The sequence below is a fragment of the Yoonia sp. R78084 genome, assembly GCF_044595625.1.
GTDB lineage: Bacteria > Pseudomonadota > Alphaproteobacteria > Rhodobacterales > Rhodobacteraceae > Yoonia.
Genome location: NZ_CP138993.1, coordinates 364,668 through 388,945, shown reverse-complemented (window position 1 = coordinate 388,945; position 24,278 = coordinate 364,668). Strand labels below are relative to the sequence as shown.

At 58.3% G+C, this 24,278-nt stretch carries 26 protein-coding genes and 1 other RNA gene; 14 read left to right on the top strand and 13 right to left on the bottom strand.

Annotated elements, in window-relative coordinates; genetic code table 11:
* Window positions 1-6: 6 nt before the first annotated feature.
* Entirely contained in the window at window positions 7-1,926 is a 1,920-nt protein-coding gene (locus SJY29_RS02050) for an extracellular solute-binding protein (protein WP_400086201.1), read from the bottom strand.
* Window positions 1,927-2,092: 166 nt separating this feature from the next.
* Complete coding sequence (locus SJY29_RS02045; RefSeq protein ID WP_400086198.1) at window positions 2,093-2,605, bottom strand: c-type cytochrome; 513 nt, start codon at window positions 2,603-2,605, stop codon at window positions 2,093-2,095.
* 120 nt (window positions 2,606-2,725) lie between these two features.
* On the opposite strand from SJY29_RS02045, the gene SJY29_RS02040 reads away from it, so the two are divergent.
* Window positions 2,726-3,580 (top strand): prephenate dehydratase, encoded by an 855-nt coding sequence (locus tag SJY29_RS02040; RefSeq protein ID WP_400086196.1) that lies wholly within the window; start codon window positions 2,726-2,728, stop codon window positions 3,578-3,580.
* 13 nt (window positions 3,581-3,593) lie between these two features.
* Here SJY29_RS02040 and SJY29_RS02035 read toward each other — a convergent pair whose 3' ends face one another.
* Both SJY29_RS02035 and nudC read right to left on the bottom strand, forming a co-directional pair.
* Window positions 3,594-4,058 (bottom strand): SRPBCC family protein, encoded by a 465-nt coding sequence (locus SJY29_RS02035; protein ID WP_400086193.1) that lies wholly within the window; start codon window positions 4,056-4,058, stop codon window positions 3,594-3,596.
* Between the two features lie 21 nt (window positions 4,059-4,079).
* On the bottom strand, window positions 4,080-5,027 hold the full coding sequence (gene nudC, locus SJY29_RS02030; protein WP_400086190.1) for an NAD(+) diphosphatase: 948 nt from the start codon (window positions 5,025-5,027) through the stop codon (window positions 4,080-4,082).
* Between the two features lie 90 nt (window positions 5,028-5,117).
* Between nudC and SJY29_RS02025 the strand changes: the two genes are divergently transcribed.
* The 3 genes from SJY29_RS02025 to rsgA all read left to right on the top strand — a co-directional run bounded on the left by SJY29_RS02025 (window position 5,118) and on the right by rsgA (window position 8,316).
* Window positions 5,118-6,965 (top strand): bifunctional 2',3'-cyclic-nucleotide 2'-phosphodiesterase/3'-nucleotidase, encoded by a 1,848-nt coding sequence (locus SJY29_RS02025; protein WP_400086188.1) that lies wholly within the window; start codon window positions 5,118-5,120, stop codon window positions 6,963-6,965.
* Window positions 6,966-7,004: 39 nt separating this feature from the next.
* Window positions 7,005-7,102, top strand: an RNA gene (gene ffs, locus SJY29_RS02020) — signal recognition particle sRNA small type.
* 176 nt (window positions 7,103-7,278) lie between these two features.
* Window positions 7,279-8,316: a ribosome small subunit-dependent GTPase A gene (gene rsgA / locus SJY29_RS02015; RefSeq protein ID WP_400086185.1), complete on the top strand. Its 1,038-nt coding sequence runs from the start codon at window positions 7,279-7,281 to the stop codon at window positions 8,314-8,316.
* Window positions 8,317-8,334: 18 nt separating this feature from the next.
* On the opposite strand, the gene SJY29_RS02010 is transcribed toward rsgA, so the two are convergent.
* A complete protein-coding gene (locus SJY29_RS02010) occupies window positions 8,335-8,808 on the bottom strand; it encodes a protein phosphatase (RefSeq protein ID WP_400086182.1) in 474 nt (157 codons plus the stop codon).
* Between the two features lie 69 nt (window positions 8,809-8,877).
* Between SJY29_RS02010 and SJY29_RS02005 the strand changes: the two genes are divergently transcribed.
* The 5 genes from SJY29_RS02005 to recR all read left to right on the top strand — a co-directional run bounded on the left by SJY29_RS02005 (window position 8,878) and on the right by recR (window position 12,471).
* A complete protein-coding gene (locus tag SJY29_RS02005) occupies window positions 8,878-9,240 on the top strand; it encodes a YidH family protein (protein WP_400086179.1) in 363 nt (120 codons plus the stop codon).
* Window positions 9,241-9,307: 67 nt separating this feature from the next.
* Window positions 9,308-11,062 carry a DNA polymerase III subunit gamma/tau gene (locus SJY29_RS02000; RefSeq protein ID WP_400086176.1) on the top strand — a complete coding sequence of 585 codons (1,755 nt, stop codon included), beginning with the start codon at window positions 9,308-9,310 and terminating at the stop codon, window positions 11,060-11,062.
* A complete protein-coding gene (locus SJY29_RS01995; protein ID WP_400086174.1) occupies window positions 11,038-11,442 on the top strand; it encodes a hypothetical protein in 405 nt (134 codons plus the stop codon). Before SJY29_RS02000 ends, SJY29_RS01995 begins: the two co-directional genes overlap by 25 nt.
* Before the next feature lie 11 nt (window positions 11,443-11,453).
* On the top strand, window positions 11,454-11,798 hold the full coding sequence (locus SJY29_RS01990) for a YbaB/EbfC family nucleoid-associated protein (protein ID WP_400086171.1): 345 nt from the start codon (window positions 11,454-11,456) through the stop codon (window positions 11,796-11,798).
* Between the two features lie 79 nt (window positions 11,799-11,877).
* Entirely contained in the window at window positions 11,878-12,471 is a 594-nt protein-coding gene (recR, locus tag SJY29_RS01985; protein ID WP_400086168.1) for a recombination mediator RecR, read from the top strand.
* On the opposite strand, the gene SJY29_RS01980 is transcribed toward recR, so the two are convergent.
* Window positions 12,468-13,358 carry a LysR family transcriptional regulator gene (locus SJY29_RS01980; RefSeq protein ID WP_400086165.1) on the bottom strand — a complete coding sequence of 297 codons (891 nt, stop codon included), beginning with the start codon at window positions 13,356-13,358 and terminating at the stop codon, window positions 12,468-12,470. The genes recR and SJY29_RS01980 overlap by 4 nt on opposite strands.
* A gap of 105 nt (window positions 13,359-13,463) precedes the next feature.
* Here SJY29_RS01980 and SJY29_RS01975 point away from each other — a divergent pair, with 105 nt between their 5' ends.
* Window positions 13,464-14,084 carry a class I SAM-dependent methyltransferase gene (locus tag SJY29_RS01975; RefSeq protein WP_400086163.1) on the top strand — a complete coding sequence of 207 codons (621 nt, stop codon included), beginning with the start codon at window positions 13,464-13,466 and terminating at the stop codon, window positions 14,082-14,084.
* Between the two features lie 52 nt (window positions 14,085-14,136).
* Here SJY29_RS01975 and SJY29_RS01970 read toward each other — a convergent pair whose 3' ends face one another.
* On the bottom strand, window positions 14,137-14,889 hold the full coding sequence (locus SJY29_RS01970; RefSeq protein ID WP_400086160.1) for a DUF1013 domain-containing protein: 753 nt from the start codon (window positions 14,887-14,889) through the stop codon (window positions 14,137-14,139).
* Window positions 14,890-15,026: 137 nt separating this feature from the next.
* On the opposite strand from SJY29_RS01970, the gene SJY29_RS01965 reads away from it, so the two are divergent.
* Window positions 15,027-15,656, top strand: coding sequence for a ribonuclease T (locus tag SJY29_RS01965; RefSeq protein WP_400086157.1), 630 nt, complete (start codon window positions 15,027-15,029; stop codon window positions 15,654-15,656).
* A gap of 62 nt (window positions 15,657-15,718) precedes the next feature.
* On the opposite strand, the gene SJY29_RS01960 is transcribed toward SJY29_RS01965, so the two are convergent.
* Window positions 15,719-16,024, bottom strand: a complete 306-nt coding sequence (locus SJY29_RS01960; RefSeq protein WP_146214853.1) for a hypothetical protein — start codon at window positions 16,022-16,024, stop codon at window positions 15,719-15,721.
* 107 nt (window positions 16,025-16,131) lie between these two features.
* Window positions 16,132-16,908 carry an alpha/beta hydrolase gene (locus SJY29_RS01955; RefSeq protein WP_400086154.1) on the bottom strand — a complete coding sequence of 259 codons (777 nt, stop codon included), beginning with the start codon at window positions 16,906-16,908 and terminating at the stop codon, window positions 16,132-16,134.
* A gap of 66 nt (window positions 16,909-16,974) precedes the next feature.
* On the opposite strand from SJY29_RS01955, the gene SJY29_RS01950 reads away from it, so the two are divergent.
* From SJY29_RS01950 to SJY29_RS01940, 3 genes are all read left to right on the top strand, one after another.
* Window positions 16,975-18,453, top strand: a complete 1,479-nt coding sequence (locus SJY29_RS01950) for an NAD-dependent succinate-semialdehyde dehydrogenase (RefSeq protein ID WP_400086152.1) — start codon at window positions 16,975-16,977, stop codon at window positions 18,451-18,453.
* A 114-nt stretch (window positions 18,454-18,567) separates the two neighbouring features.
* Window positions 18,568-19,104, top strand: coding sequence for an RNA polymerase sigma factor (locus tag SJY29_RS01945; protein WP_400088811.1), 537 nt, complete (start codon window positions 18,568-18,570; stop codon window positions 19,102-19,104).
* Window positions 19,101-21,206: a von Willebrand factor type A domain-containing protein gene (locus tag SJY29_RS01940; RefSeq protein ID WP_400086150.1), complete on the top strand. Its 2,106-nt coding sequence runs from the start codon at window positions 19,101-19,103 to the stop codon at window positions 21,204-21,206. Before SJY29_RS01945 ends, SJY29_RS01940 begins: the two co-directional genes overlap by 4 nt.
* A gap of 33 nt (window positions 21,207-21,239) precedes the next feature.
* On the opposite strand, the gene SJY29_RS01935 is transcribed toward SJY29_RS01940, so the two are convergent.
* The 4 genes from SJY29_RS01935 to SJY29_RS01920 all read right to left on the bottom strand — a co-directional run bounded on the left by SJY29_RS01935 (window position 21,240) and on the right by SJY29_RS01920 (window position 24,216).
* On the bottom strand, window positions 21,240-22,241 hold the full coding sequence (locus SJY29_RS01935; protein WP_400086147.1) for a serine hydrolase domain-containing protein: 1,002 nt from the start codon (window positions 22,239-22,241) through the stop codon (window positions 21,240-21,242).
* A 78-nt stretch (window positions 22,242-22,319) separates the two neighbouring features.
* Window positions 22,320-23,003: a helix-turn-helix transcriptional regulator gene (locus SJY29_RS01930; RefSeq protein ID WP_400086144.1), complete on the bottom strand. Its 684-nt coding sequence runs from the start codon at window positions 23,001-23,003 to the stop codon at window positions 22,320-22,322.
* Window positions 23,004-23,369, bottom strand: coding sequence for a VOC family protein (locus SJY29_RS01925; protein ID WP_400086141.1), 366 nt, complete (start codon window positions 23,367-23,369; stop codon window positions 23,004-23,006).
* 91 nt (window positions 23,370-23,460) lie between these two features.
* The gene (locus SJY29_RS01920) at window positions 23,461-24,216 is read right to left on the bottom strand and encodes a hydroxypyruvate isomerase family protein (protein WP_400086138.1); all 756 of its coding nucleotides are present in this window, start codon (window positions 24,214-24,216) and stop codon (window positions 23,461-23,463) included.
* Window positions 24,217-24,278: the final 62 nt, after the last annotated feature.

The window sequence follows — 24,278 nt, the reverse complement described above, 5'->3', positions numbered from 1 at the left end:
AGTACCTTACTGGAACGCACCGGCGGCGCGCAGCGTGGCCCCTGCCTCTGCATCATACCACCAGTTGTCAAGCGGCGCCAAACCAAGTGGCGGCACCTCTTTGAAACGGTACATGTCATAATAGGCAACGGTGTGCACACCCTTTTGCCACTGCGGGATCCAGAACCGTTCAGCGCGCAACACGCGATCGAGAGCACGGGTGCGGATTGTCAGATCCTCCAATGTCTCCGCCGCAACAATCTCCGCAATCAAACGGTCCGCTGCCGGCAGTTTCAGGCGCATCGGGTTGCGCGAACTGTCTTCTGCCGCAGCAGAACCAAAGAACTGCGCCAGTTGCTGTCCGGGTTCATACCCCTGCCCGAGCGAGGCATTGACGATATCGAATGTGCCTGCGCGACGGCGTTCAATGAATTGCGAGGTGTCGACACGCTCGAGCTTGGCATCCACACCAAGGCGTTTGAGGTTCTCCACAATCGGGTTGATCACGCGGTCAAACTGGGGCGAGCGTTCAAGGAACGTCACCTCAAGCAGCTCACCGTCCTTACGGCGCAAACCATCATCACCGGTGATCCAGCCCGCCTCATCAAGCAACGCCGAGGCTGCCCGCAGCGCGCGACGGTCAAGCGGACGGTCCGTGGTGCTAGAAGCGGGTGGAATAACCGCTTCATCAGTCAGGATGGCCGCATCAAGCAGACCTTCATCGACCAGCGGCTGGAGGATCGCGATTTCCTCCGGCGATGGCGCGCCCACGGCCTTGAGGTCTGAATTGTCCCAGAACGATTCAGGACGTTCATACAGACCATAAAACAGTGTTTCATTCATCCATTCGAAGTTCACCATCAAGGTGATCGCTTCGCGCACACGCTGATCCTGAAACTTCTCCTGATTGAGATTGAAGACAAAGCCCTGACCCGTGCCGATGTTCCCGTCCGGCAGCTCTTCAACATTCACCCAGCCTTGCTCGCGTGCCGGAAAGTCATAGCCTGTTGCCCACTGCAAAGAGCTGTTTTCATCGCGGAAAGTGTAGATGCCGGACTTGAAGGCCTCAAACGCCGCACTGCCGTCGGCGAAATACTCGATGCGAACTGTCTCAAAGTTATTGCGGCCCTGGTTGATCGGCAGATCGGCAGCCCACCAGTTCGGATCATAGCGGTAGACGATCTGCCGTCCGATATCGACCGTATCCAGACGATAGGGCCCTGTCCCCATGAATGGCGCATCAGCGGTTTCATCCAGACGCACGTTGTTGGCCTCAAACCACGCCTGCGACCATGCCGATGTGCCGCCTGCCCAGGTCACCACATCACGGCGCGGCGCCTCTGGCGTAAAGTTGAAACGTATGCGGTGGGTATCGAGCACTTCGACGCTCTCGATAAACTGCGAATAGACAGAACGATACTCGGTGATCCCCTGCTCCAGAGGCAACTCGAACGAGAACTTGATGTCCTCGGCGGTCATCGTTGTCCCGTCCCAGAACTTCACATCATCGCGCAGGTTGAAGATCACCCAGTCACGGCTTTCGGGATATTCGAGCGTTTCGCAAAGATAGCAGTAGGCGCCGTAAGGATCATCAAGCGTCGACGTCAGGATGGATTCGTAGCCGATTGTGGCCAAGGCAGCAGGGACGCCCTTGCGTGTGTAGATGTTGAAGCTGTCAAAGGTCCCCTGTGCAGATTGCGAGAACTCACCGCCCTTGGGTGCATCGGGGTTCACATAGTCCAGCACCGTGTCAGGTCCGTACTTTAGTTCACCAAAGTTGGTGTACCCGTGGCTGACCGTGACTGTCTCATGTGCATCCGCAAATGCCTCGCTGCCTGCCCAAAGTGCGGCCACGCCAATCACAGACCCCAAGGCCCAGTTTCGCAGCTGGTGCTTATGGGCAGTTTGAACCTTGGTTTGGGCACTTGAACGGGGTGGCTTCTGCATCAGTGTCTCCGAGTTTTAGGCGTGGTTTCATGACTACATGAAGTAAATGGAGAGTTTGGCAAAGTTTCAAGTTGAGTTTCTGTGAACACGCGGTGAGAAAACTGTAATATTCCAACAAAAAAGGCCGCCCAAGCGGACGACCTTCTCTTTTCCTGCAGTGCTGTAATTAGCCGCCGATGGTTGCGAGATAGGCAATCAGGTTCGCACGGTCTTCGACAGCCCGCATTCCGTTATAGCTCATTGCTGTACCCGGTGCGTAACCACGTGGGTTTTCAAGGAAGGCGTTGAGTTCCTCTGGGGTCCAGACATCGGTCGCTTCGGCAAGTGCGCCAGAGTAGTTGAAATCATCATAAAACTGGACCGGACGGTTCACGACGCCGTAAAGCGCGGGGCCTGTGCCGTGCTGGCCGGATTCAAGCGCGTGGCAAGACCGGCAGCCGCGCCACAATGCCTCACCATCTTCGGCACTTGCAGAGGCATAGACCACCGAGAACGGCACCTCTTCGACAACTTCAACTTCTTCGCCTTCAGCGCCTTCGACCTCGATCACATAGGCTTGCTCTCCGTAGTGCCCGCCGCTGTGATAGATTTCTTCGGCCAACCACGCCCCCAGCAAGAAAACGAGGAAAGTGCTGCATAGACCGCCGATAATTTTGGTCGTTGTCATTGTGTCGAACATGTCGCGTTCCATTCAGTAGAAAGTTTCGTGGGTATCTATCCGCTTCCCACACTAGGTTGCAAGGTATAGAGACGCGACCGAATGCCTCTTTTTGGGGGAAACAGCACAGAGAACACACGAATGTCTCAGAAAATCGCATTTCAGGGTGAATTGGGCGCCTATGGGCACGAAGCCTGCGTGACCGCGCGGCCGGACTATGACCCCCTGCCTTGCACCACTTTTGAAGCTGCAATCGACGCGGTTCGCAGCGGTGCGGCTGATCTTGGCATGATCGCAGTCGAGAATTCGACTTATGGCCGCGTTGCAGACGTCCACTCGCTCTTGCCGGAAAGCGGTCTGCACATCGTGGATGAGACATTTGTGCGCGTGCATATCAATCTTCTTGGTAAGCAAGACGCATCGCTTGGCGATATCAAAGAGGCCCACGGCCATCCTGTGATCCTGCCACAGTGCGGGGAATTCCTGCGCGCGAACGGGATTACACCTCGCACCAGCACAGACAACGCCCGCGCAGCGCGCGAGGTTGCGACTGGTGATGACCCCACCATTGCGGCCCTAGCATCGGAGCTTGCAGCCGAGATCTATGGACTCAAGGTTCTGGCCCGCCATATCGAGGATCATGCGCGCAACACCACGCGGTTTTTGATCATGGCACGCCAACCCGACTATACCCGTCGCGGCCCATCGGGGATGATGACCAGCTTTGTGTTCCGCGTGCGCAACATCCCCGCCGCACTGTACAAGGCAATGGGTGGTTTTGCCACGAATGGCGTCAACATGACCAAGCTGGAAAGCTATATGGTGGGTGGCGAGTTTACGGCGACACAGTTCTACGCTGAAATCGAAGGGCATCCAGACGACGCCAACGTCAAACTTGCGATGGAAGAGCTTGGCTATTTCACCGACCATCTGCTGGTGATGGGTGTCTATCCTGCTGCGGCCAGACGTCACGAAAAGGTTGCAAGCGGCGCGTAATCCGGCAGACGGATCACTGACCGCGCCGGTAATCATCCTCGACGGTTTCGGCGTAATCAAGCACGCGTGCCTTGAACCGCTTGGTCATCTTGGTCTTGGCCAACTTGAGCGATTGAAGCACAAGACGCGCCGTCAATGTCCTGGCCTTCAATTCGAACGACACCATCACACGGGTCCGTGTGGCCGATAGCGGGATCAGTTCAATCTCTGTATCTGCGTTCAGGCCGTCTGACTGGCTCTCGATCCGGATAGCGTGGTCCACATCCAGCGTGGTCAGTTCAGCCTGCACGTTGCGCGCCCGTCCGCGAAAATCAAAGGCGATGTCCCAGGTCGTGCCAACCTCGGGTGCCGCGTCCGACCGTCGCTTTACCGCGATTCCTTGGCGCAGCGCGCGGCGTTCAAAACCGGCAAAGTCGCTGACGCGCCCGTAAACATAAGAGATGGGCGCCTCGATATCCTCGCGCGTGCTCAACTTCATCGGGGTCTCCTTCGCCTCTTTCTAATCTAGCCGGTCCGAGAGCCATGCCTGAAGCAGGAAATGCGCAATCGCCCCCTTGCGCGCAGGCAAAAGCTTGGGGTGGTTGCCTGCAAAGGCTTCGGCCATCTCCTCGCGCGTCACCCATATCGCATCTTCGATTTCATCAGGGTCAATCGTCAGGTCCTTGTTCAGCGCCTCACCCGCGCAGCCGAACATCAACGAAGCCGGAAAGGGCCAAGGCTGGCTTGCCAAATAGGATACAGCGCCCACGCGCACGCCGGCTTCTTCAAAGACCTCGCGGCGCACCGCCGCCTCGATGGTTTCGCCCGGTTCCACAAATCCTGCCAGCAAGGAATACATCCCTTCGGGCCATCCCGGTGACCGTCCGACCAGCACGGCATTGCCGTGGGTGATCAACATGATGACGACCGGATCGGTGCGCGGAAAATGATGTCCGCCACAGGCCGCGCAATTGCGCTGCCAGCCACCCATGGCCATCGCACTCTCGACCCCACACCGCGCGCAGAACCGATGCGACCTGTGCCAATCCATCACCGCCTTGGCTGTCGCGGCAAGTTCGGCATCACGGGGCGACAGGCGGGTCATGATCGCCCGAAGCTCCGCAAAAGCGGCGTCCGGAACAGCTGGATGTTGCTGCTCGGACGGGTCAAGGAAGGTGTTCAGTGTCTCTGCATCCAGATTGTCCGGCGTCCACGCCGAAAAATCGGCAGCGAACACCAGTGCGCCATTGTCGCGACCCAAAAGGATCATGTCTGCCGCCGCATCCACCATCGCTGCGTGATCAAGGGGCAGACGCACCAAAGCATCACCCAAAATCATCGGTTTGCCGCGCCACATCAGGATCGCGCGCGCATCGCGCTGCCCCCGCAACTGATCCGCCTGACCGCGCAGTTCTGCGGCCCGATCAAGGCCCGATCCGCCAAATGTAACCGTTTCTGCAATCTTCATTGCGCCGAAATGCCACGGACCTTGCACAACTACAATTTTTTTCCGACCGTATCTTGTAGCGGTCGCGATATTTCACTCTAAGGTTGCGCTATGAAGAGCCCCCGTTCCTGTGCCGTGCAGTCCCCGTCAGGGCGTTTGCGTTTGCTTGAGACAACAGACCTGCACATGCAATTGCTGGACTATGATTATTTCGCGGACCGGCAGGACCCGACCACCGGATTGATGAGGCTGGCCGACCAGATAGCAGCGTTGCGGGACGATCCTTTGGTCACGACAATCCTGTGTGACAACGGCGATCTCATTCAGGGAAATCCGCTTGCGGATTTTCTTGCGCAAAACCTGGAGCCCGATCAGACCCATCCGATGATCGCAGCGCTGAATATGTTGCGATACGATGCCATGACACTGGGCAATCACGAGTTTGACTACGGGCCAGCGTTCTTACGGACAGTACTGTCAAAGGCCACGTTTCCCGTGGTTTGCGCCAATGTGCCGGCCTTTCATGGCAACGATCTTGTTAAACCTTTCGCGATTTTGGAGCGGAATGTGCTTTGCGATGACGGCAGCAGATACCCCATCAAGGTTGGCATCATCGGTTTCGCGCCGCCACAGTTTGCCGGTTGCTCTGGCGACAAAAGCAAACCCGCCTTCAATGCAACTGATATCCGCTTGGCTGCAGAGGAAATCGTCCCGCAAGTCAAAGACGCCGGTGCCGATGTCATTGTGGCCCTTTGCCACTCTGGTATCGGTTTGGCGGACAATATCGCACACATGGAAAACGCAGCACTGCCTCTGGCACAGGTTGCGGGCATTGACGCGCTCTTGCTCGGCCACACCCATGAGGCTTTTCCCGATGCCAGCATTGTCACAAACGGGCCAGCCGATTTCGCCGGGGGTCGTCTGAATGGCAAACCCGCTGTGATGGCCGAATTCGGGGCGCAATCATTCGGCGTCATTGAAATGGATCTGCGCCGGGAGCCGCATGGCTGGCAGGTTACAGATCATCAGGTCCGGCTTGAAAAGGCTTCATTGCGCAATGGCCCCGAGAGCAAACTGTGCCAAGACCTGCGCGCACTTGTGACGGCTCCTCACATAGCAACCGTCGCGCAGATGCAAGAACCGGTGGTGCACACCACTGTGCCCGTCACCAGCTATTTTGCGACGATCCAGCCGGACCTCAGTCAACAGCTCCTCGCGCAGGCGATGCAGCGGGCAGTCAGCGCAGCGCTCGAAGGTTCGCGCGTGCCTGTTCTGGCAGCAACATCGTCATTCCGGTTTGGCGGGCGGAGCGGGCTTGGGCATTACATCGACATCCCCATAGGCCCGATCACCTTGCGCGATGTGGCCGCCATTTTTCCCTTTGCGGATCATCTTTGCGCGGTGCGACGCACGGGGAAACAACTGCGGCTCTGGCTGGAGCGCGCCGCCGCGCATTACAACCGCATGCAACCGGGCCAAAGCGATCAGCCACTGATCAACCCGCAAAGTGCAGGCTATAATTGTGATACGATCTTTGGCCTGTCCTACCAGATCGACCTCACACAACCCGCGCGTTTTGACACCCAAGGGCGAGAGATCGACCCCAACGCAACCCGCATCGTGCAGTTGCGCTTTCAGGACAAAACCGTAGAAGACGGCGATGTTTTCATTGTGACCACCAACAGCTTTCGCGCAAAAAGCGGTGGCGGTTTTCCAAAGATCGCACCCGATGACATCGTCTATACGTCCCGGCAAACCCTGCGTGATATCTTGATCAAAGACCTCAAGGCCGCAGGATCAGTGACCGTAAAGCTGCACTCCAATTGGGCTTTCGCGCCAATCCCGAACACCGCTGCGACATTTGTCAGTGCACCGCAGGCGCGGGGCCACATCACGGGTCCAGTCACCTACATCCGGCAGGAAGCAGATGGACGCGCAGCATATCGCATCAACTTCTGACGTCTTGCAGAACGACCAAAACAGGCCTATATCCCCCCATGAGAGGTTGGCGCGGGCGAGCGCCTCGCCAACCTGGTCAGGTCCGGAAGGAAGCAGCCATAACGAGCCCCGCTTGGGTCGTTGTCAGCCTCTCACCTTTGATTTGTGCAGGAAATTGAAGGCAAACCCATCCAGCTAAGGAGGATGTTTATGATTGTCGCAAAAAACACTCTCCCGGCCCGGGTGCGCTGAAGGCATTTCCGCCCCCTCGTCCGGTTGCAGCTGGCAGGTTCCCACCGCCAGCATCCTTCCCCCCTTTGACGAGGATATCTCATTGCCAGATCTGACACGCGACGCCCTCGGCTGGTCGCCATTCTTTATGTCTCAGCTTGAAATCGAAGAGCTGGAAACACTCACTCCTGCCCGCATCGCTACGGTCCACCGCGACCGTGTTGTGGGCTTTTCCGATATCGGCACGCTTGAACTGACACTTGATCCCGGCATCACGACAGCAGAAGTCGGCGTGGGCGATTGGGTGCTTTGCGCGCCGGAACAGCACAGGCTCGTGCGGATCCTGGATCGCAAAACCGAACTGACACGCGGCACCGAATATCACACTGGCGAAAAGCAACTGATTGCAGCCAACCTTGATACGCTGTTCATCACCTCATCGTGCAACAACGATTTCAATCCGGCACGGCTTGAGCGGTATCTGGCGCTTGCCCATGATGCGATGATCACGCCAGTGATCCTGTTGACCAAGGCCGACCAGACCGATGATCCTGATACCTATGTCGATCAGGCGCGCAGCTTGGGGCGCAATCTGGAAGTCGTCGCACTCGACGCGAAAAACGATGACGTCCCGGCTGTTCTGGCTCCTTGGTGTGGAAAGGGGCAGACCGTTGCACTCGCGGGATCATCCGGCGTGGGCAAAACCACCCTTGCGAACGCATTGACCGGCGGGAATGCCGCAACACAGGCCATCCGCGAGGATGACGCGCGCGGGCGACATACAACGACGGGGCGGTCACTGCACCGGATGGCGACGGGTGGCTGGTTGATCGACACTCCGGGGATGCGCGGCCTTGGCGTGGCCGAGGTGGCTTACGGGATCGACGCGACATTTCCCGAGATATCGGAACTGGCTACAACCTGTAAATTCCGTGATTGCGCCCATGAAAGCGAGCCGGGCTGTGCCGTACAGGCGGGAATTGCGACGGGTCAGGTTGACCCTGAACGCCTCAAGCGGTTCAAGAAGCTGAAACGCGAAAACGAACAGGCGACCGAGACAATTGCGCAAGCGCGGGATCGGTCGCGGAAGTTTGGCAAGATGGTGAAGTCGGCGATCAAGAAGAAACCGCGCAACACGTAAGGTGGATCAAGATCCACCTTACCCCTGATACGCCCAGTCCAACTGCGGATCCGTTTCCACCGCACATGGGCGCACGGCCCGCAACCGCGCCAGAGCCGTATCCGCATCTTCGCCCGCCGCAATCATCAACCGCAGCACCATCATCCCCGACCGACCGCAGCCGCCAAAACAATGCGCCAGAACGCGACCATCGCCGCGCAATGTGCCCAGAACCTGATCGCGCACCGCGGGCCAATCCATATCCAGAGGCACACCAAAATCCGCCACAGGCAAATGCAGCCACGCGACCCCCTCGTTGGCAAGGTCCGCACCCAAAGTCCCCGCCCCTTTGCGATCCAACTCAGCCTGCGTTGTCATCGTCAGGACCAGATCAGGGTGCCAATCCATCAGGCGCAGCCAATCCGTATAGTAATGCCGCGTCCTGCCGGGCATCGGCGTGATCGCAATTGTGCCACCCCCGACAGGTAAACTATGGATTACAAATTCAAGCACTCGGGCCCCAAAAGACGAATTCCGCAACAAAGCCTCGCAATCGCAGGGCCGGCATATAGATTGAAGACCATGACCGATAAAAACGAACAAGCCGAAAAGCGCACGGAGTGGTCAGAAGACCGCACGATCATGGCCAATGAGCGCACCTTCTCAAGCTGGATGGGCACCGGCCTTGGTGCCATCGGTGTGGCCATCGGCCTCAAGGCCGTCTTTGGTGCGTTTGAACCGACGTGGGCGGCCAAACTGGTCGCAAGTCTCTTTCTGGGCGTGGCGATTGCCATCTTTTGGTCCGCGCGCAGTCAGGCCTGCAAGACCTATGCGCGCCTTCATGAGCGCGATATCGAGGCCACACCAACCCGCAATTACACCATGCTTGCCAGCATCATGACTGTGGCCGCGTTGGCCACAGGGATCATCCTGTGGTCGCTCTGATGTGGTAGACCTTAGGGGGCGCTGCCCCTAGTCTAGCCGAACGACCGAATCCTCACCAAAGGCCGCCATGTCCGATCAGCCCCAATACCAAGTGCTTGCCCGCAAATACCGGCCCGAAACCTTTGCCGATATGGTCGGGCAGGATGCGATGGTGCGCACCCTGAAGAACGCTTTCGCCGCGGACCGGATCGCACAGGCCTTTATCATGACCGGTATTCGCGGCACCGGTAAGACAACCACCGCGCGGATCATCGCCAAGGGCATGAACTGTATCGGCCCTGACGGCACGGGCGGGCCGACAACCGAACCCTGTGGGCAGTGCGAACATTGCGTGGCGATCATGGAAGGCCGTCATGTCGACGTGATGGAAATGGACGCTGCCTCACGTACAGGCGTGGGCGACATCCGTGAAATCATCGATTCGGTGCATTACCGCGCGGCCTCGGCCCGCTTTAAGATCTACATCATCGACGAAGTGCACATGCTGTCGAAGAACGCCTTCAATGCGCTTCTGAAGACGCTGGAAGAGCCGCCCGAGCACGTCAAATTCATCTTTGCCACGACCGAAATCAGGCAGGTGCCTGTCACCGTCCTGTCCCGCTGCCAGCGCTTTGACCTGCGGCGGATCGAGCCGGAAACGCAAATTGCCCTTTTGCGCAAAATCGCGACCGCCGAGGGGGCCGAAATCACCGATGAGGCACTCGCGCTGATCACCCGTGCTGCCGAAGGGTCAGCCCGCGATGCGCAATCGCTGCTGGATCAGGCCATCAGCCATGGCGCGGGAGAAACCACCGCCGATCAGGTCCGTGCGATGCTGGGACTGGCGGACCGTGGGCGCGTCCTTGATCTCTTTGACATGATCCTGCGCGGCGAGGCGGCAGCCGCCCTGACCGAATTGTCCGGCCAATATGCCGACGGCGCGGATCCGATGGCGGTGCTGCGCGATCTGGCCGAGGTTTGCCACTGGATCAGCGTGATCAAGATCACGCCCGAGGCGGCCGAAGACCCCACGATTGGCCCCGATGAGCGCACACGCGGTCAGGCCATGGCCAGCAATCTGCCCATGCGGGTGCTGTCACGGATGTGGCAGATGCTGCTCAAAGCACTAGAGGAAGTGGCCATTGCCCCCAACGCCATGATGGCGGCTGAGATGGCGGTCATCCGGCTGACCCATGTGGCTGATCTGCCAAGCCCCGAAGAACTCGTGCGCAAGCTGCAGGACGCCACACCACCCGCGGGCGGTGGCGGCGGCCCGGCGGGTGGGCGCCCTGCCCCGCAAGGTGGCAGCACCCATGCGATCAGCGGCACGCCCGCACCCACCCATGCCAGCCCCGGCGGACATTCCGCATCCGGTGCGCAAACAGCACGCGCCCTTGATACAGACGCGCTCCAGCACTACGCGCGCTTCGAGGATGTCGTCGAACTGATCCGCACCCATCGTGATGTCAAACTGCTGGTTGAGGTGGAAACCGGCCTGCGTCTTGTCAGTTACCAGCCGGGCCGGATCGAGGTGAACCCGACGCCTGACGCCGCACGCGATCTGGTTGGCCGTCTGGGCGCGCGCCTGCAAGCATGGACCGGCAATCGCTGGGCGATCAGCGTCGCCGACGGTGGCGGACCGACAATCGCCGAAACACGGGATGCCGCCGAAAACGCGATCCTGCAAGAGGCGCAAGATCACCCTTTGGTCAAAGCGGTCATCGCGGCATTTCCTAAAGCCAAGATCACCGAAATCCGGACCGAAGCCGAAAAAGCGCAGCACGCATTGGAAGACGCGTTGCCCGAAGTGGATGAAGAATGGGACCCGTTCGACGAGGACTGATCTGTGCGGCTGCTCTCGCGGCACCCTTACCCGCATGGGCCGAGGCTTGCAGCTTGCAACGCCCCGGCTGGGACGGTGTCCCAGTCACGGCTTTGGGCGAGCTGCTGTTCCTTTTGCAAACGCCCATTGTGCTGATCTTGATCATCGCCACAGCCCTTGTCGTGCGGTTTCGCAGTGAATGGGGCGGGCTTGTCGTTGTTGTCGGCTGGAGCCTCTCGACCTTTCTTGCCACGGGATGGGGCAGCACAGGTGACACGCGCGCGCTTGCAATGAGCGAAGGCTGCATCGGAAATTCCACCCTCTTCATCCTCTTTGCCGCACTGGTGTGTATCGGTGTCGTGCTCTACACTGCGCCATTGAAACGCGACAAAAAAGAATAGGAGATCGCTAGATGCTCAAAGGATTAGGCGGACTTGGCGACATGGCCAAGATGATGAAACAGGCTCAGGAAATGCAGGGCAAGATGGCCCAGATGCAGGAAGACCTCGAAAACATCATGGTCGAAGGCGTCAGCGGTGCGGGTCTTGTGAAAGCAACCGCAACCGCCAAGGGTGAACTCAAGGGGCTCGATATTGATCCCTCGATTTTCAACGGTGACGACAAAGAAGTGGTCGAAGACCTGATTTTGGCGGCGATCAAAGACGCGCAGACCAAAGCGACCGCGCGCGCGCAGGAAGAAATGAGCAAACTGACAGAAGGCCTGGGGCTGCCGCCGGGCATGAACCTGCCTTTCTAAATCCCGAGAATTTTTGGCAAAAATTCTCGGGCCGCCAGAACAAATTTCGCGAAATTTGTTCGCGGCTGATGTGAGCACCATGACAAACAGCAACGAAGACCTCGACAATCTGATCGCACTGATGGCCAAGCTGCCCGGGCTGGGGCCGCGCTCTGCCCGGCGCGCCGTCTTGCACCTGATCAAGAAACGAACCCTTGTCCTGATGCCGCTTGCCGATGCGATGCAGCGGGTTGGGGCCACGGTGCGCGAGTGTCTGAACTGCGGCAATGTCTGCACGACGGATATCTGCGAGATCTGCAATTCCGAGAAACGCGCCACAGGACAGATCGCCGTTGTTGAGGATGTAGCCGATCTTTGGGCGATGGAACGGTCGCAGGTCTTCAAGGGGCGCTATCATGTGCTGGGTGGCACACTCTCTGCCCTCGATGCTATCGGGCCGGAGGAATTGCGTATCCCCAAGCTGATCGACCGGATCAAGACCGAGAACGTGACCGAGGTGATTCTTGCCTTGGGCGCCACGATCGACGGGCAAACGACCGCACATTACATCGCTGATCAATTGCCCGGGATCACAGTCACCTCTCTGGCCCAAGGTGTGCCTGTGGGCGGTGAGCTGGACTATCTGGATGACGGCACGATCACGGCGGCGCTGAACGCGCGCAAGGCGCTTTAGTCACCACCGAGGGCCTCGACCAAAGCATCAAAAACAATCCTGATCCGGCGGCTGGTGCGCAGTTCACGATGGGTGACAATCCATACCGGAAAGGTGATCGGCGTCGCATCCGAAAGCAGCGTCTCGACTCCGTCCACATGCGGCCAGAGCCTGTCCGGCCCGACCATAATACCCAGACCGGCGCGCATCATCTCCCACATCACCACCCCGCTGTCCGAATTTGCCTTGAACTGATCAGGGAAAATTGTGACGCCGCGGTCCTGCATGAATGCCAGCATCTGGGTGGTATCGCGTGGGCCAACAAAAACATGTTTCGCAAGGTCGGCCTCAGTCCGCGGCCTGCCATATTCGGCGAGGTAATCGGCAGAGGCATAATATGCGGCCCTTGCATCCCGAAGCTGTCTGGCGATCAGATCCGGCTGGTCGGGGCGCACATGGCGAATGGCAATATCGGCGTCGCGCCGTGTCAAATTCTCAAGCCGGTTCGAGGCGACAACATCAACGATAATCCCGGGTGCGTCCTGCCGTAGCTTTGTCAGAACCGGCACCAAGAAGCCCGCAGCCAGCAAATCGCTCGCCGTGATCGAAACATGACCCGCAACATCGCGCGACTGCCCTGATGCAACCATCGAAATCCGGCTGGCCGCATCACCCATCGCCTGCACATGTTCCAGCAAATCATGGCCCGCTGATGTCATGACCAGAGACCGGCCTGAACGTTCGAACAAAGTGACGCCCAGATCACGCTCCAATGCGCTGACCTGCCGTCCGATGGTGGGCTGGGTCGCACGCAATGCCCGCGCGGCAGCACTCAGCGAACCTTCCTCGGCAGTCGCAAGAAAGGCCCGTATCTGGTTCCAATCAAATGAGACAGCCTGCCAATTCATGCATTTATGTATATCTACCTCGCATATTTTCGCAATTTATAACTGATTAACGTATAGGTAAGCTGCGCCACACGAGATTACATGACCGACAAAGGAACCAAACCAATGGCCACCGCCGCGTTCTGGGACAAAGCCGCAAAGAAATATGCCGCGTCGCCTATCAAGGACATCGCCGCCTATGAAGAAACACTTGCGCGCACGCGCCACTATCTGTCGGCAGAGGATCATTTGCTTGAAGTGGGTTGCGGCACTGGCAGCACCGCAATCAAACTGGCGCCTTATGTCAGGCGGATCACAGCTACGGACATATCGGGCAACATGATTGCGATCGCACAAAGCAAGATCACGGGCGACGGGTCGCAAAAAATCGACTTTTTGGAATCAGAGATCAACGTCGCCATGGCCGACGCCCCGTTTGATGCGGTCTGCGCCTTCAGCCTATTGCACCTTGTCGATGACCTTGACCAAACACTGCTGCATTTGCGCAAGCAGATCAAACCGGGTGGCTACTTTATTTCCAAGACCGCCTGCCTTGCAGATATGAATATGCTGATCAGACCCATGATCAAAGTGATGCAGATGATCGGCAAAGCGCCGCATGTTCTAGTCTTTGATGCAGGCGGGCTGGAAACGGCTATAAGCAAAGCAGGTTTCGACGTGGTCGAAGCAGGATACTTTGGCACAAACAATTCAGCACGTTTCATCGTGGCCCGCAGACCATCATAGACAAAGAAAAAGGGCGCCTTCCGTTTCGGGGCGCCCTCTTTGAATGCTTGGCCTAGTCGTCCTTGTCGTCGTCATCCGGCAGATTGAAGAAGCTATCCGCGTCTGAAACATCGCGGTTATCATCTTCTTCCTCTTCCTCGTCACGCGGATCAGAGAGGCTGAAAGTCTCCAGACCGGCCATCGCACTTGGCATCTTCGGCTCAGCCGGCATACCAAGCGACTGCTCGGTGCTGACAAGCTTGCGGCGCTCGTCATCGGTCATTGCTGCGCCTTCCTTGGCCTTTTTGGCGTTGGCTTTTTGCACAGCGGCATCAAGTTCGGACTGCTTGCACAGTCCCAGAGCAACCGGATCAATCGGATCAATGTTGTTGATGTTCCAGTGTGTCCGCTCGCGGATCGCCTGAATGGTCGGCTTGGTTGTGCCCACCAGTTTTGAAATCTGACCGTCGGTCAGTTCGGGGTGGAATTTCACCAGCCAATAGATCGACGCAGGGCGGTCCTGACGCTTGGACAGCGGTGTATAGCGCGGGCCACGGCGTTTTTCTTCGCCAGCAGCGGCAGCGTAATATTTTAGCTTGAGCTTATGCTTTGGATCGGCTTCGGCCTTGTCCAGCTCTTCTTGTGTCAACTGGTTGTTGGCAATCGGGTCAAACCCTTTGACGCCAGCCGCCACATCACCATCTGCGATACCCTGCACTTCCAGCTCGTGGAAACCGCAGAAATCGGCAATCTGCTTGAAGGTCAGCGTTGTGTTGTCGCAAAGCCAGACAGCAGTCGCTTTGGCCATAATCGGTTTATCGGACATCTTTTCATCTCCATCTTATCAGCAGACAAGCCTTTCCCGCGCCCTTGATCTGGGCAGACTGTGGTAACAGCCGGGTTCGCATTGTCGGGGAACTTGCAGGCTATATAGTAAAGCTGATGAAATTTGGAAAGATCAAAATGCACCGTCTGCTTGCCCTGCTTTGCCTCATGGCCACGCCAGTCACTGCCCAAGACCGCGCAGGTGACTTTGATTACTACGTCATGTCGCTTTCGTGGTCGGCAAACTGGTGTGCGCTGGAAGGTGATGCGCGCGGGTCGCCCCAATGTGATCCGTCAGCGGACTTCGGCTGGATCCTGCACGGGCTCTGGCCGCAATACGAAAGCGGGTATCCGGCAAACTGTCCGACCGGCGAAAGATCTCCCAGTCGCAGCGATACCGCGGCCATGGCGGATATCATGGGAACATCGGGACTTGCCTGGCATCAATGGCGCAAACACGGAGTGTGTTCGGGATTGTCGTCCGAGGAATACTTCGCGCTTTCGCGCGAAGCCTATGGCCGCATCAACCGCCCCGAAGTGTTTCGCGCTTTGACGCGCCAAGTGACTCTGCCCGCATCGTTGATCGAAGAGGCGTTTCTAAAGGAAAATGCAGCGCTTGAAGCCGACCAGATCACGATCACATGCAAATCCGGCTACATTCAGGAAGCGCGGATTTGTCTAACACGTGATCTGGAATTTCGCGATTGCGGGCGGGACGTGATCCGTGATTGCACGATGACCAGCGCGCAGTTTGATCCGATGCGATAGCCAAAAGAAAAGGCACTGCAAATGCAGTGCCTCAAGAACTGTCTAATCTGGCTCTGGCCGGATCAGCTATTGCTTGGCTCCGGCTCGGATACAACACGGCTGCCGTCTTTCAAAATAATCTCGCCGCGTGCATCCTGACACTTTGGTGTGCCGTCGCGGTTCAGGCGGGGGGTCATGTATCCTTCGATCCCGTCGTCGATGTACCAGTGCTGGCATCCGTCAGGATCAATCCAGACATTTGCAACGCCGTCCCGCAGGAAACCGCCGTCGACGCCGCCATCTGTCACACTGTTGTCATCACCGGACCGCTCGCATGCGACCAAAGTCATTGCGATCAAGATAGCAAATGCGCCGCGCAAAATATTCATATCAAAACCACCCAATTTCTCGCGCGAATCGCGCAATAAACATCAACATCACGCGTTTATAAGTTGAGATCATCGTTAGGTCTACCAACACAAGACTGTCCAATTGGCTACGTCGCCAGCAATGCTACCGTCAGTGCACTGTCAGGATCACAGAGCGGTTCGATCACATCGAAATGATGGCGGTCCGGCGCGACAATCCGTTCGCAAGTCCAGGCATTCTCGAGGATGCGCGATTGCTCCAGAAAAGCCGGCCTTTCATCCGCACCCACCCAGACCGTCACGGGGACCTGCGGCTTTGGCAGATGGATCGGGCTTTCGGCCAAAACCTCTGCCGCATCCAGTTTGAGATCCGCATTCATGGATGTCTGCATCAAAGGAGCCAGATCACCCAAAGGCGAAATCGGCACGACTTTCGCAACCCTTTCCTGCCAACGCGCACCGATGCGTCTTGCTGTCATCCGCGCCACCAGTTGCCCTCCGGCTGAATGGCCGGTCAACCGGATCGGCCCAAGGGCGCGGCCAGCAGCAAATGCGATCGCAGCGGCGATCTGATTGCCGATGTCCGTGATACGGACGGCAGGACAAAGATCGTAGGACGGCATTGCGACGGCCCACCCCTGCGCAAGAGGGCCTGCTGCCAGATGCGACCAGTCAGACTTGTCCGACATCACCCAATAGCCACCGTGAACAAAGACCACCAAACCTTTGGCAAGGCGGGGTGGATGAAACAGATCGAGCTTCTGGCGCGCACTCTCACCATAGGGCAAATCAAGTTCACACAGTGTCTTTTCGCGAAATTGCGCCGCGGCCTTTGCCCAGCGCGCGGGATAGGTATCGCCACCCGGAATATAGGCCGCGTTCGCATATGCCTCGTCCAATTCCATCACATCCCCCCTTTACGGCACCTGCCCGCATGGTTCAGATAGCGCTGAAACCGATAGGAGGCCACCATGCTTGACGAAATGACGAACCTGAAATCCATGTTGTCACGTCCTGATCTGCTTTGCGAAGACACGCTTGTCGCAGGTGAATGGGTGCAAGCAGCGGACGGCAAGACCTTTGACGTCATCAATCCTGCGCGCGGCGACGTGATTGCAAAAGTGCCTGACCTGTCGGTCGCAGAGGTGGAAAAAGCGGTCGCAGCAGCCGATGCCGCACGCAAGCCTTGGGCTGCACGCGCGGCCAAAGAACGCGCGAACGTGTTGCGCAAGTGGTTTGATCTGATGATGAAGCATCAGGAAGACCTCGCCATCATCATGACCGCCGAACAAGGCAAACCGCTGGCCGAGGCACGCGGCGAAGTCGCCTATGGCGCGTCTTTCGTGGAATGGTTCGCAGAAGAGGCCAAGCGCGTTTACGGCGAAACAATCCCCGGACACATGGCGGACAAGCGCATCACCGTCATCAAACAGCCCATCGGCGTGGCCGCCGGGATCACCCCTTGGAACTTCCCCAACGCGATGATCGCGCGCAAAGTGGCCCCTGCCCTTGCTGCGGGCTGCGCTTTCGTGATCAAACCATCGGAACTGACGCCGCTTTCCGCGCTCGCCATGGCGAAACTGGCGCAAGAGGCGGGCGTACCGGACGGGTTGTTCTCGGTCATCACCTCCACCGATGCCCCTGCCATCGGCAAGGCGTTCTGCGACATCCCCGCGGTGCGCAAACTGACCTTCACCGGATCAACGCAAGTGGGCCGTATCCTGTTGGCGCAGGCCGCCGATCAAGTGATGAAATGTTCGATGGAATTGGGCGGCAACGCGCCTTTCATCGTCTTTGATGACGCCGATCTTGATGCCGCTGTCGAAGGGGCCATCGCCTGCAAGTTCCGCAACAACGGCCAGACCTGCGTCTGTGCCAACCGCATCTATGTGCAGGCAGGCGTCTATGATGCCTTCGCTGCCAAGTTCAAGGTTGCGGTCGAAGCGCTGCGCGTGGGCGACGGCATGAGCGAGGGGACGACCTTGGGCCCGCTGATTGAACCCAAGGCTCTCACCAAGGTTCAGGAACACCTCGCGGATGCGCTCTCGAAAGGTGGTCAAATTCTGACCGGCGGCAAGCCACATGATCTGGGCGGGCAGTTCTTTGAACCCACGATTGTCACCAACGCGACCAAAGAGATGTTGGTCAGCACAGACGAAACCTTCGGGCCCTTCGCCCCGCTCTTCAAATTCGAGGACGAGGATGATGTGATCGCGCTAGCCAATGACACGATCTTTGGCCTTGCTTCGTATTTCTATGCCAAGGACCTCAGCCGCGTGACCAAAGTGGCCGAAGCGCTGGAATACGGGATTGTGGGTGTGAACACCGGCATCATCTCGACCGAGGTGGCACCGTTTGGTGGCGTGAAACAGTCAGGGCTGGGGCGCGAAGGATCGCACCACGGGATCGAGGACTATCTCGAGCTGAAGTATATTTGCACCGGTGTGTGAGCCGGAAAGTAAGGTGGATCTTGATCCACCTTACACAAAACCACGCATTTTCAAAAAAACGACAACTCTCGCCAAGGATTGACCATGCGCGCGCGTCAAACCACCGTGATGCGTATGATAACAAGCGATGAAGACCTGGCAGATGCGGCCGCCGCCGGAGACGGTGCGGCCTTCGCGAGCCTGCTTGATCGCCATTATGATCGCCTCTTTGCATTTTGTTTCCGGTTGACCGGATCACGCACGGAGGCCGAGGACCTCACTCAGGACATCTGCGCCGCACTCCCTGCAAAACTCGCCAGCTATGGGCGGCGCGCCAAAGTGACCACCTGGCTCTACCGCGTCGCCGTCAACGCCGCCCACGACCGGCGACGCAAGCGCGCGACCTATGCCAAAGCGACAACCGGTTGGGGCGACTGGGAAGTGAACCGCACCGCTGCCATTGCAGAAACGACCGACAAACTGGACTGGCTGACCGCTGCGATGAACACACTCTCCGACGATCTGCGCGACACGCTTGCGCTTGTGCTTGACGATATGACCCACGCGCAGGCGGCAAAGGTGCTGCAAGTTTCGGAAGGGACCGTTAGCTGGCGCGTCTCTGAAGCAAAGAAAGCCCTGCGCGCGATCAAGGAACAGGAGGACATGGTATGACCGATGACCTGAATGACCTCAAAGCGATGATGGATGCGGCGACACCGCGTCCTGATGCGGCACGGCGTGCCGAGAACCTCGCACTGGCGCATAAAAACTTTGCAGCCCTCCAAGGATCAGCGCAGGCCGCGCGTCCCACTGCTGTAACCGGGCCGAAGGGCCTTTGGACAGGAGTGAAAACAATGCTGAGCACCATAACCACCAAAGGCGGCCTGACAGCCACCACCGCCCTTGTCGCATGCGGTTTTCTGATCATGACACCGCAAGGCCAGGACCTGCTGCGACCACCATCATCCCCGCAAATTACGGTGACCGAGTTCAATCGTGCGATCGTGCCGCCAGAGGCCGTGTCTGGGTCAGCCACGCCTGCTGCACCACGAGAGGACACATTTGCATCGCAGTCCCAGGATATTGCGACAGCACCTGCCGTTGATTTGACCCCCAACCTCAATACGGCAGATCGGTCGCGCGTCACCGCCAAGTCACTGCCACAAGTCACAGCGGACGCAGATATCTTGCAAGAGCAAGCAGCCGAAATTGCAGAAGGCATGACTGAAGGTCAGGCCATGGCGGCAACAACCATGCAAACATCGCGTGTGGCCCCTACGTTGAATGATGAACAGGCAATGCCTCGACTGGCTCCGGAACGCGTTGTTGTGGCACCACCGCCGCAGGCGGACGATGCCATGGTTTCTCCCGCCCCGTCGACCGAGAGCTTTGCCAACATTGCAGCAAGCCCGCTCAAAATCACCGCCGAAGAGCCGGTTTCGACATTCTCGATTGATGTTGATACCGCCAGCTACGCACTTGTCCGGTCGTCCCTGTCACGTGGTGAACTGCCGCCGCGCGAAGCTGTGCGCATTGAAGAGATGATCAATTACTTCCCTTATGATTATCCGACACCCGACGCGGGCGAAGCGCCCTTCCGTCCGACCGTGACGACATTCCAGACGCCGTGGAATGCAAACACGCAGCTCGTGCATATCGCTCTGCAAGGGCGGTCGCCCGAGATGACCGCGCGGCCTCCTTTGAACCTAGTGTTTCTTATCGACACATCCGGCTCAATGGATGATCCGGCAAAACTGCCGCTGCTGAAGCAATCGTTCCGCCTGATGCTTGACCAATTGCGCCCACAAGATCAGGTCGCCATCGTGGAATATGCAGGCAACGCAGGTCAGGTGCTGGCGCCCACCAACGCATCCGAACACACCACAATCTTGCAAGCGCTCCAATCGCTCGGTGCGGGGGGGGCAACCAACGGGCAAGGCGGCTTGGAACAGGCCTATGCGGTCGCGGACACTATGGCAGAGGCTGGTGAAGTTAGCCGCATCATCCTTGCAACTGATGGCGATTTCAATGTCGGCATCGACAATCCGGACGCGCTGAAAGACTTCATCGCGGATCGTCGGGAAACAGGCACTTATCTCAGCGTGCTGGGTTTTGGCCGTGGTAATCTGGATGATGCGACAATGCAGGCGCTTGCCCAGAACGGGAACGGAACGGCGGCTTATATCGATACGCTTTCCGAGGCGCAAAAGGTCCTGGTGGACCAGCTTTCGGGCGCACTGTTTCCCATTGCAAGCGATGTCAAAGTTCAGGTTGAATTCAACCCCGCCCAAATCGCGGAATACCGGCTGATCGGCTATGAAACGCGCGCGCTTCGGCGTGAGGATTTCAACAATGACGCCGTTGATGCCGGCGAGTTGGGCGCAGGCCATGCTGTCACCGCGATCTACGAGGTCACACCCGTCGGCAGCCCGGCACAGTTAAGTGATCCGCTGCGCTATGCCCCGAGCACGGTGGCAGAGTCGTCAGACGAGCTCGGATTTCTGAAACTGCGCTACAAAGCACCCGGCGAGGATGTCAGCCAATTGATCGAACTGCCAATCACCGGAAACGGTGCAGCGGGGACAGAGGCGAATTTTGCGGCTGCGATTGCAGGTTTCGGACAACTCTTGCGCGGTGACGACCATTTGGGCGATTGGGGCTATGCGGATGCTATTGCACTTGCTGCGGCCAACCGCGGCGAGGATGCCTTTGGCTATCGCACCGAGGCAGTGCAATTGATGCGTTTGGCGCAAAGCCTGTCGCGCGCTGAATAAATGGTAAGGTGGATCCTGATCCACCTTGCGCCATCACCCCATCTGCGCCAGCGCAAGCGGCAGGACTTGCTGCTCGATCAGGCGTTGCAGATCTCCGAAATAGCCACCACTGCGCGCAGGCCGCATCGGATCAGAGGTAATCGCCAAGGTCAGCGCGACCTGCGGGGCCACACAGATAATCTGCCCGCCATAGCCCCGCGCCAGCGCATAGTCGACGCCAGCACCGGCTCCCAAGAACCAGCCATACCCGTAATCCAGCCCCGAAAAGAGCGATTGTGTACGCCGCTGCATCGACCGCGCCACCCAATCGGAACTGAGCACCTGCGCGCCGCCATATTGACCATTCAGCCGGTACATCTCGCCGAAACGGACCATCGCTTCCAGCGTGAGGGCCATTTCATTGCCCCCCAGATACCGGCCTTGCGGGTCGCGCGTCCAAGCGGGGATATCAATGCCCAAAGGCTCGCCCAACCGCTGCCGTGCCAGCGACAAGAGCGACTGGCCCGAGACCTCTGACAGCACGGCACCAAGAATGTGAAACGAACCGGTCGAATAGAGCATGCGTGCTCCGGGTTCGGCCACGAAAGGGCGGGCCAGCGCATTTGCGACCCAGTTGCTGCTGTTTACCCAGCCACCATAGTTCTGCCCCGAGGTACGCTCCAATCCCGCCTGCATCGTCACCAGATTTTCAACGGTGATGCCGGCCACACGCGGGTCAGCGCCGCGCGGGATCAAGCGGGGGGCGACATCGCCCAGCGTCGCGTTAATGCCGGGCAATTCACCGCGATCCAGTGCCGCACCAGTCAAGGCCGCGACAATGGTCTTCGACACCGATTTGATCGGCACCGCCCGCTCGAGCCCCGGGCCGCGAAACCGCTCACGCAGAACAGTCTGGCCGGATTGCTGGATCATGACGGCGTGAAACTGGTCAAGCGCACGCCCCGCGTCCAGAACGGGTGCCCAGACATTCGATTGCGCCAGCATGGGTGTTGCCAAGCTTGCGAGGCCACCCGCCAGAAATTCCCGCCGTTTCATCACGATACCAAACCCTTCAAACCAGTGCTTAGGTAGCTAATGCATCTGTCGGAAACCGCCACTAACAATCCTGTGCGATCAGTGGCGATAGGCTTCGCTCTCGTAAAACGCGCGCAGGGTCTGGTGCTTTTCAGGCCGAAACCGGTCCAGTTCCTGCAAGGCTGAAATACGGTCCAGACGGAACATGCGAAACCCTTCACGCAATTCGCACCAGCACACAGCAGTCCAGACCTTGCCCCAGAACCACACGCCCAACGGACGCACGGTCCTTGTGGTCTGCTTGCCGGCCTCATCGCTGTAGTTCATCTGCAACCGGATATGCGCCTCTGAGGCGGCCTCGAACCGGTCCAGATAATCGCGCCACTGACCGCGCTGGTCCGCACCATCCAGGACATGGACGTTGACCTGACCAACCTGTCTGCGCGCAGTCTCGGGCAGAACCGCATCAATCTTGATTAAGGCCTCTTGCGCGGCTTCTGCCATTTTTGTCCCGCCCCAGCTTTGCAAGATACGTGCACCCGATACCAGTGCGACAATCTCTTCTTGGGTGAACATCAAAGGCGGCAGATCGTATCCGTCGCGCATCAGATAGCCGACCCCCGCCTCCCCCTCGATCGGGACACCAGAGCCGATCAAATGTGCCACATCGCGATAAATCGTGCGCGGCGTCACTTCGAGCTTTTCGGCCAGTTGCGCCGCCGTTGTCAGCCGACCGCCACGCAGATACTGCAATATCTGGAAAAGGCGGTCGGCGCGGCGCATTTATTGCGCGGCCTCGAACAGACCGATGGAATTGCCGTCAAGGTCTTTGGCATAGGCAAAGCGCCCAGCGGGGATCGTAATGGGCGGGCTGACAATCTCTCCACCGGCGTTTGTACAACGGGCAATCCCGTCTTCGAGCGCGCCTTGAATGGCGATATGGATGGTATTGCCCCCATCTGCCGCAGGCACCCCCGGATAAAGATGCGCGCCTGCGCTGTCCTCGAAACTGCCCAGCACAGCAATGGGGTTCGGACCGGAATGGTCGATTTCCATCTGATACCCAAAGACCTCGTTGTAAAAAGCGACGGCCTTTTCCATGTCAGTGACCGGTATTTCGCCCCAAGCCATAATTGTGCGTTTTGTCATGTCTCATCTCCTTGATTGCGGTTGATGGACATCTTTGAACATACCCCTGCTGACAGCGTTGTGTCAGTAGGTTTTCAGGAGGGGTGGAAAATTACGCCCCCGCAAGCCACCCCAGACCTTCCTCGGTCGTCTGGCGCGGCTTGTATTCGCCCGAAACCCAACCAGCATAGCCCTGGGCATCCAGCAGCGCGAAGAAGGCGGGATAATCAATCTCGCCCTGATCCGGCTCACCGCGATCCGGCATTTGGGCCACCTGCACATGGGCAGTGATATCGCGCATCGCCTCCCATGTGCCCAATACATCACCGGTGATCCTGGCGGCATGGAATGTGTCGAATTGCAGTCTCAGGTTCGGCGCATCAATCGTTGTGACAATCTCGCGGCCAAGATCAAAGTCATTCAAGAAATAGCCCGGCATCGTGTCATTGTTGATGGGCTCAATCGTCAGGTTTTGCGCAGGTGCCTCGGCCGCCGCCCAGCGCAGGTTATTGATGAAGGTCTCTTTTGCCGCTGCGCCTTCGGCTACGCCTGCCATGATATGCAGATGCCTTGCCCCCAGCGTTTGCGCATAGCGCAACGCGCGGCCAAAGTCCTTTTTGAACCGCTCTTCCAATCCGGGGATGGCTGCAAATCCTTGCGGACCGCCAGTGTAATTGGGGGGCGGGCAATTGATCAGCGCCATCTGCAAATCATACCTGCGCAGCGCATCCACGATGTCTTGCGCATTCACATCATAGGGAAACAGCACCTCGACTGCGTCAAAACCCGCCTCTTTCGCGGCCTCGAACCGATCCAGAAAATCCAGCTCTGTAAAAAGCCACGTCAGGTTGGCACAGAATTTCGGCATTGAATGTCCCTTAGGCTGTTCGCGGGTTTTTCCGGCAGATGACGGAAATTCATCATATTTTG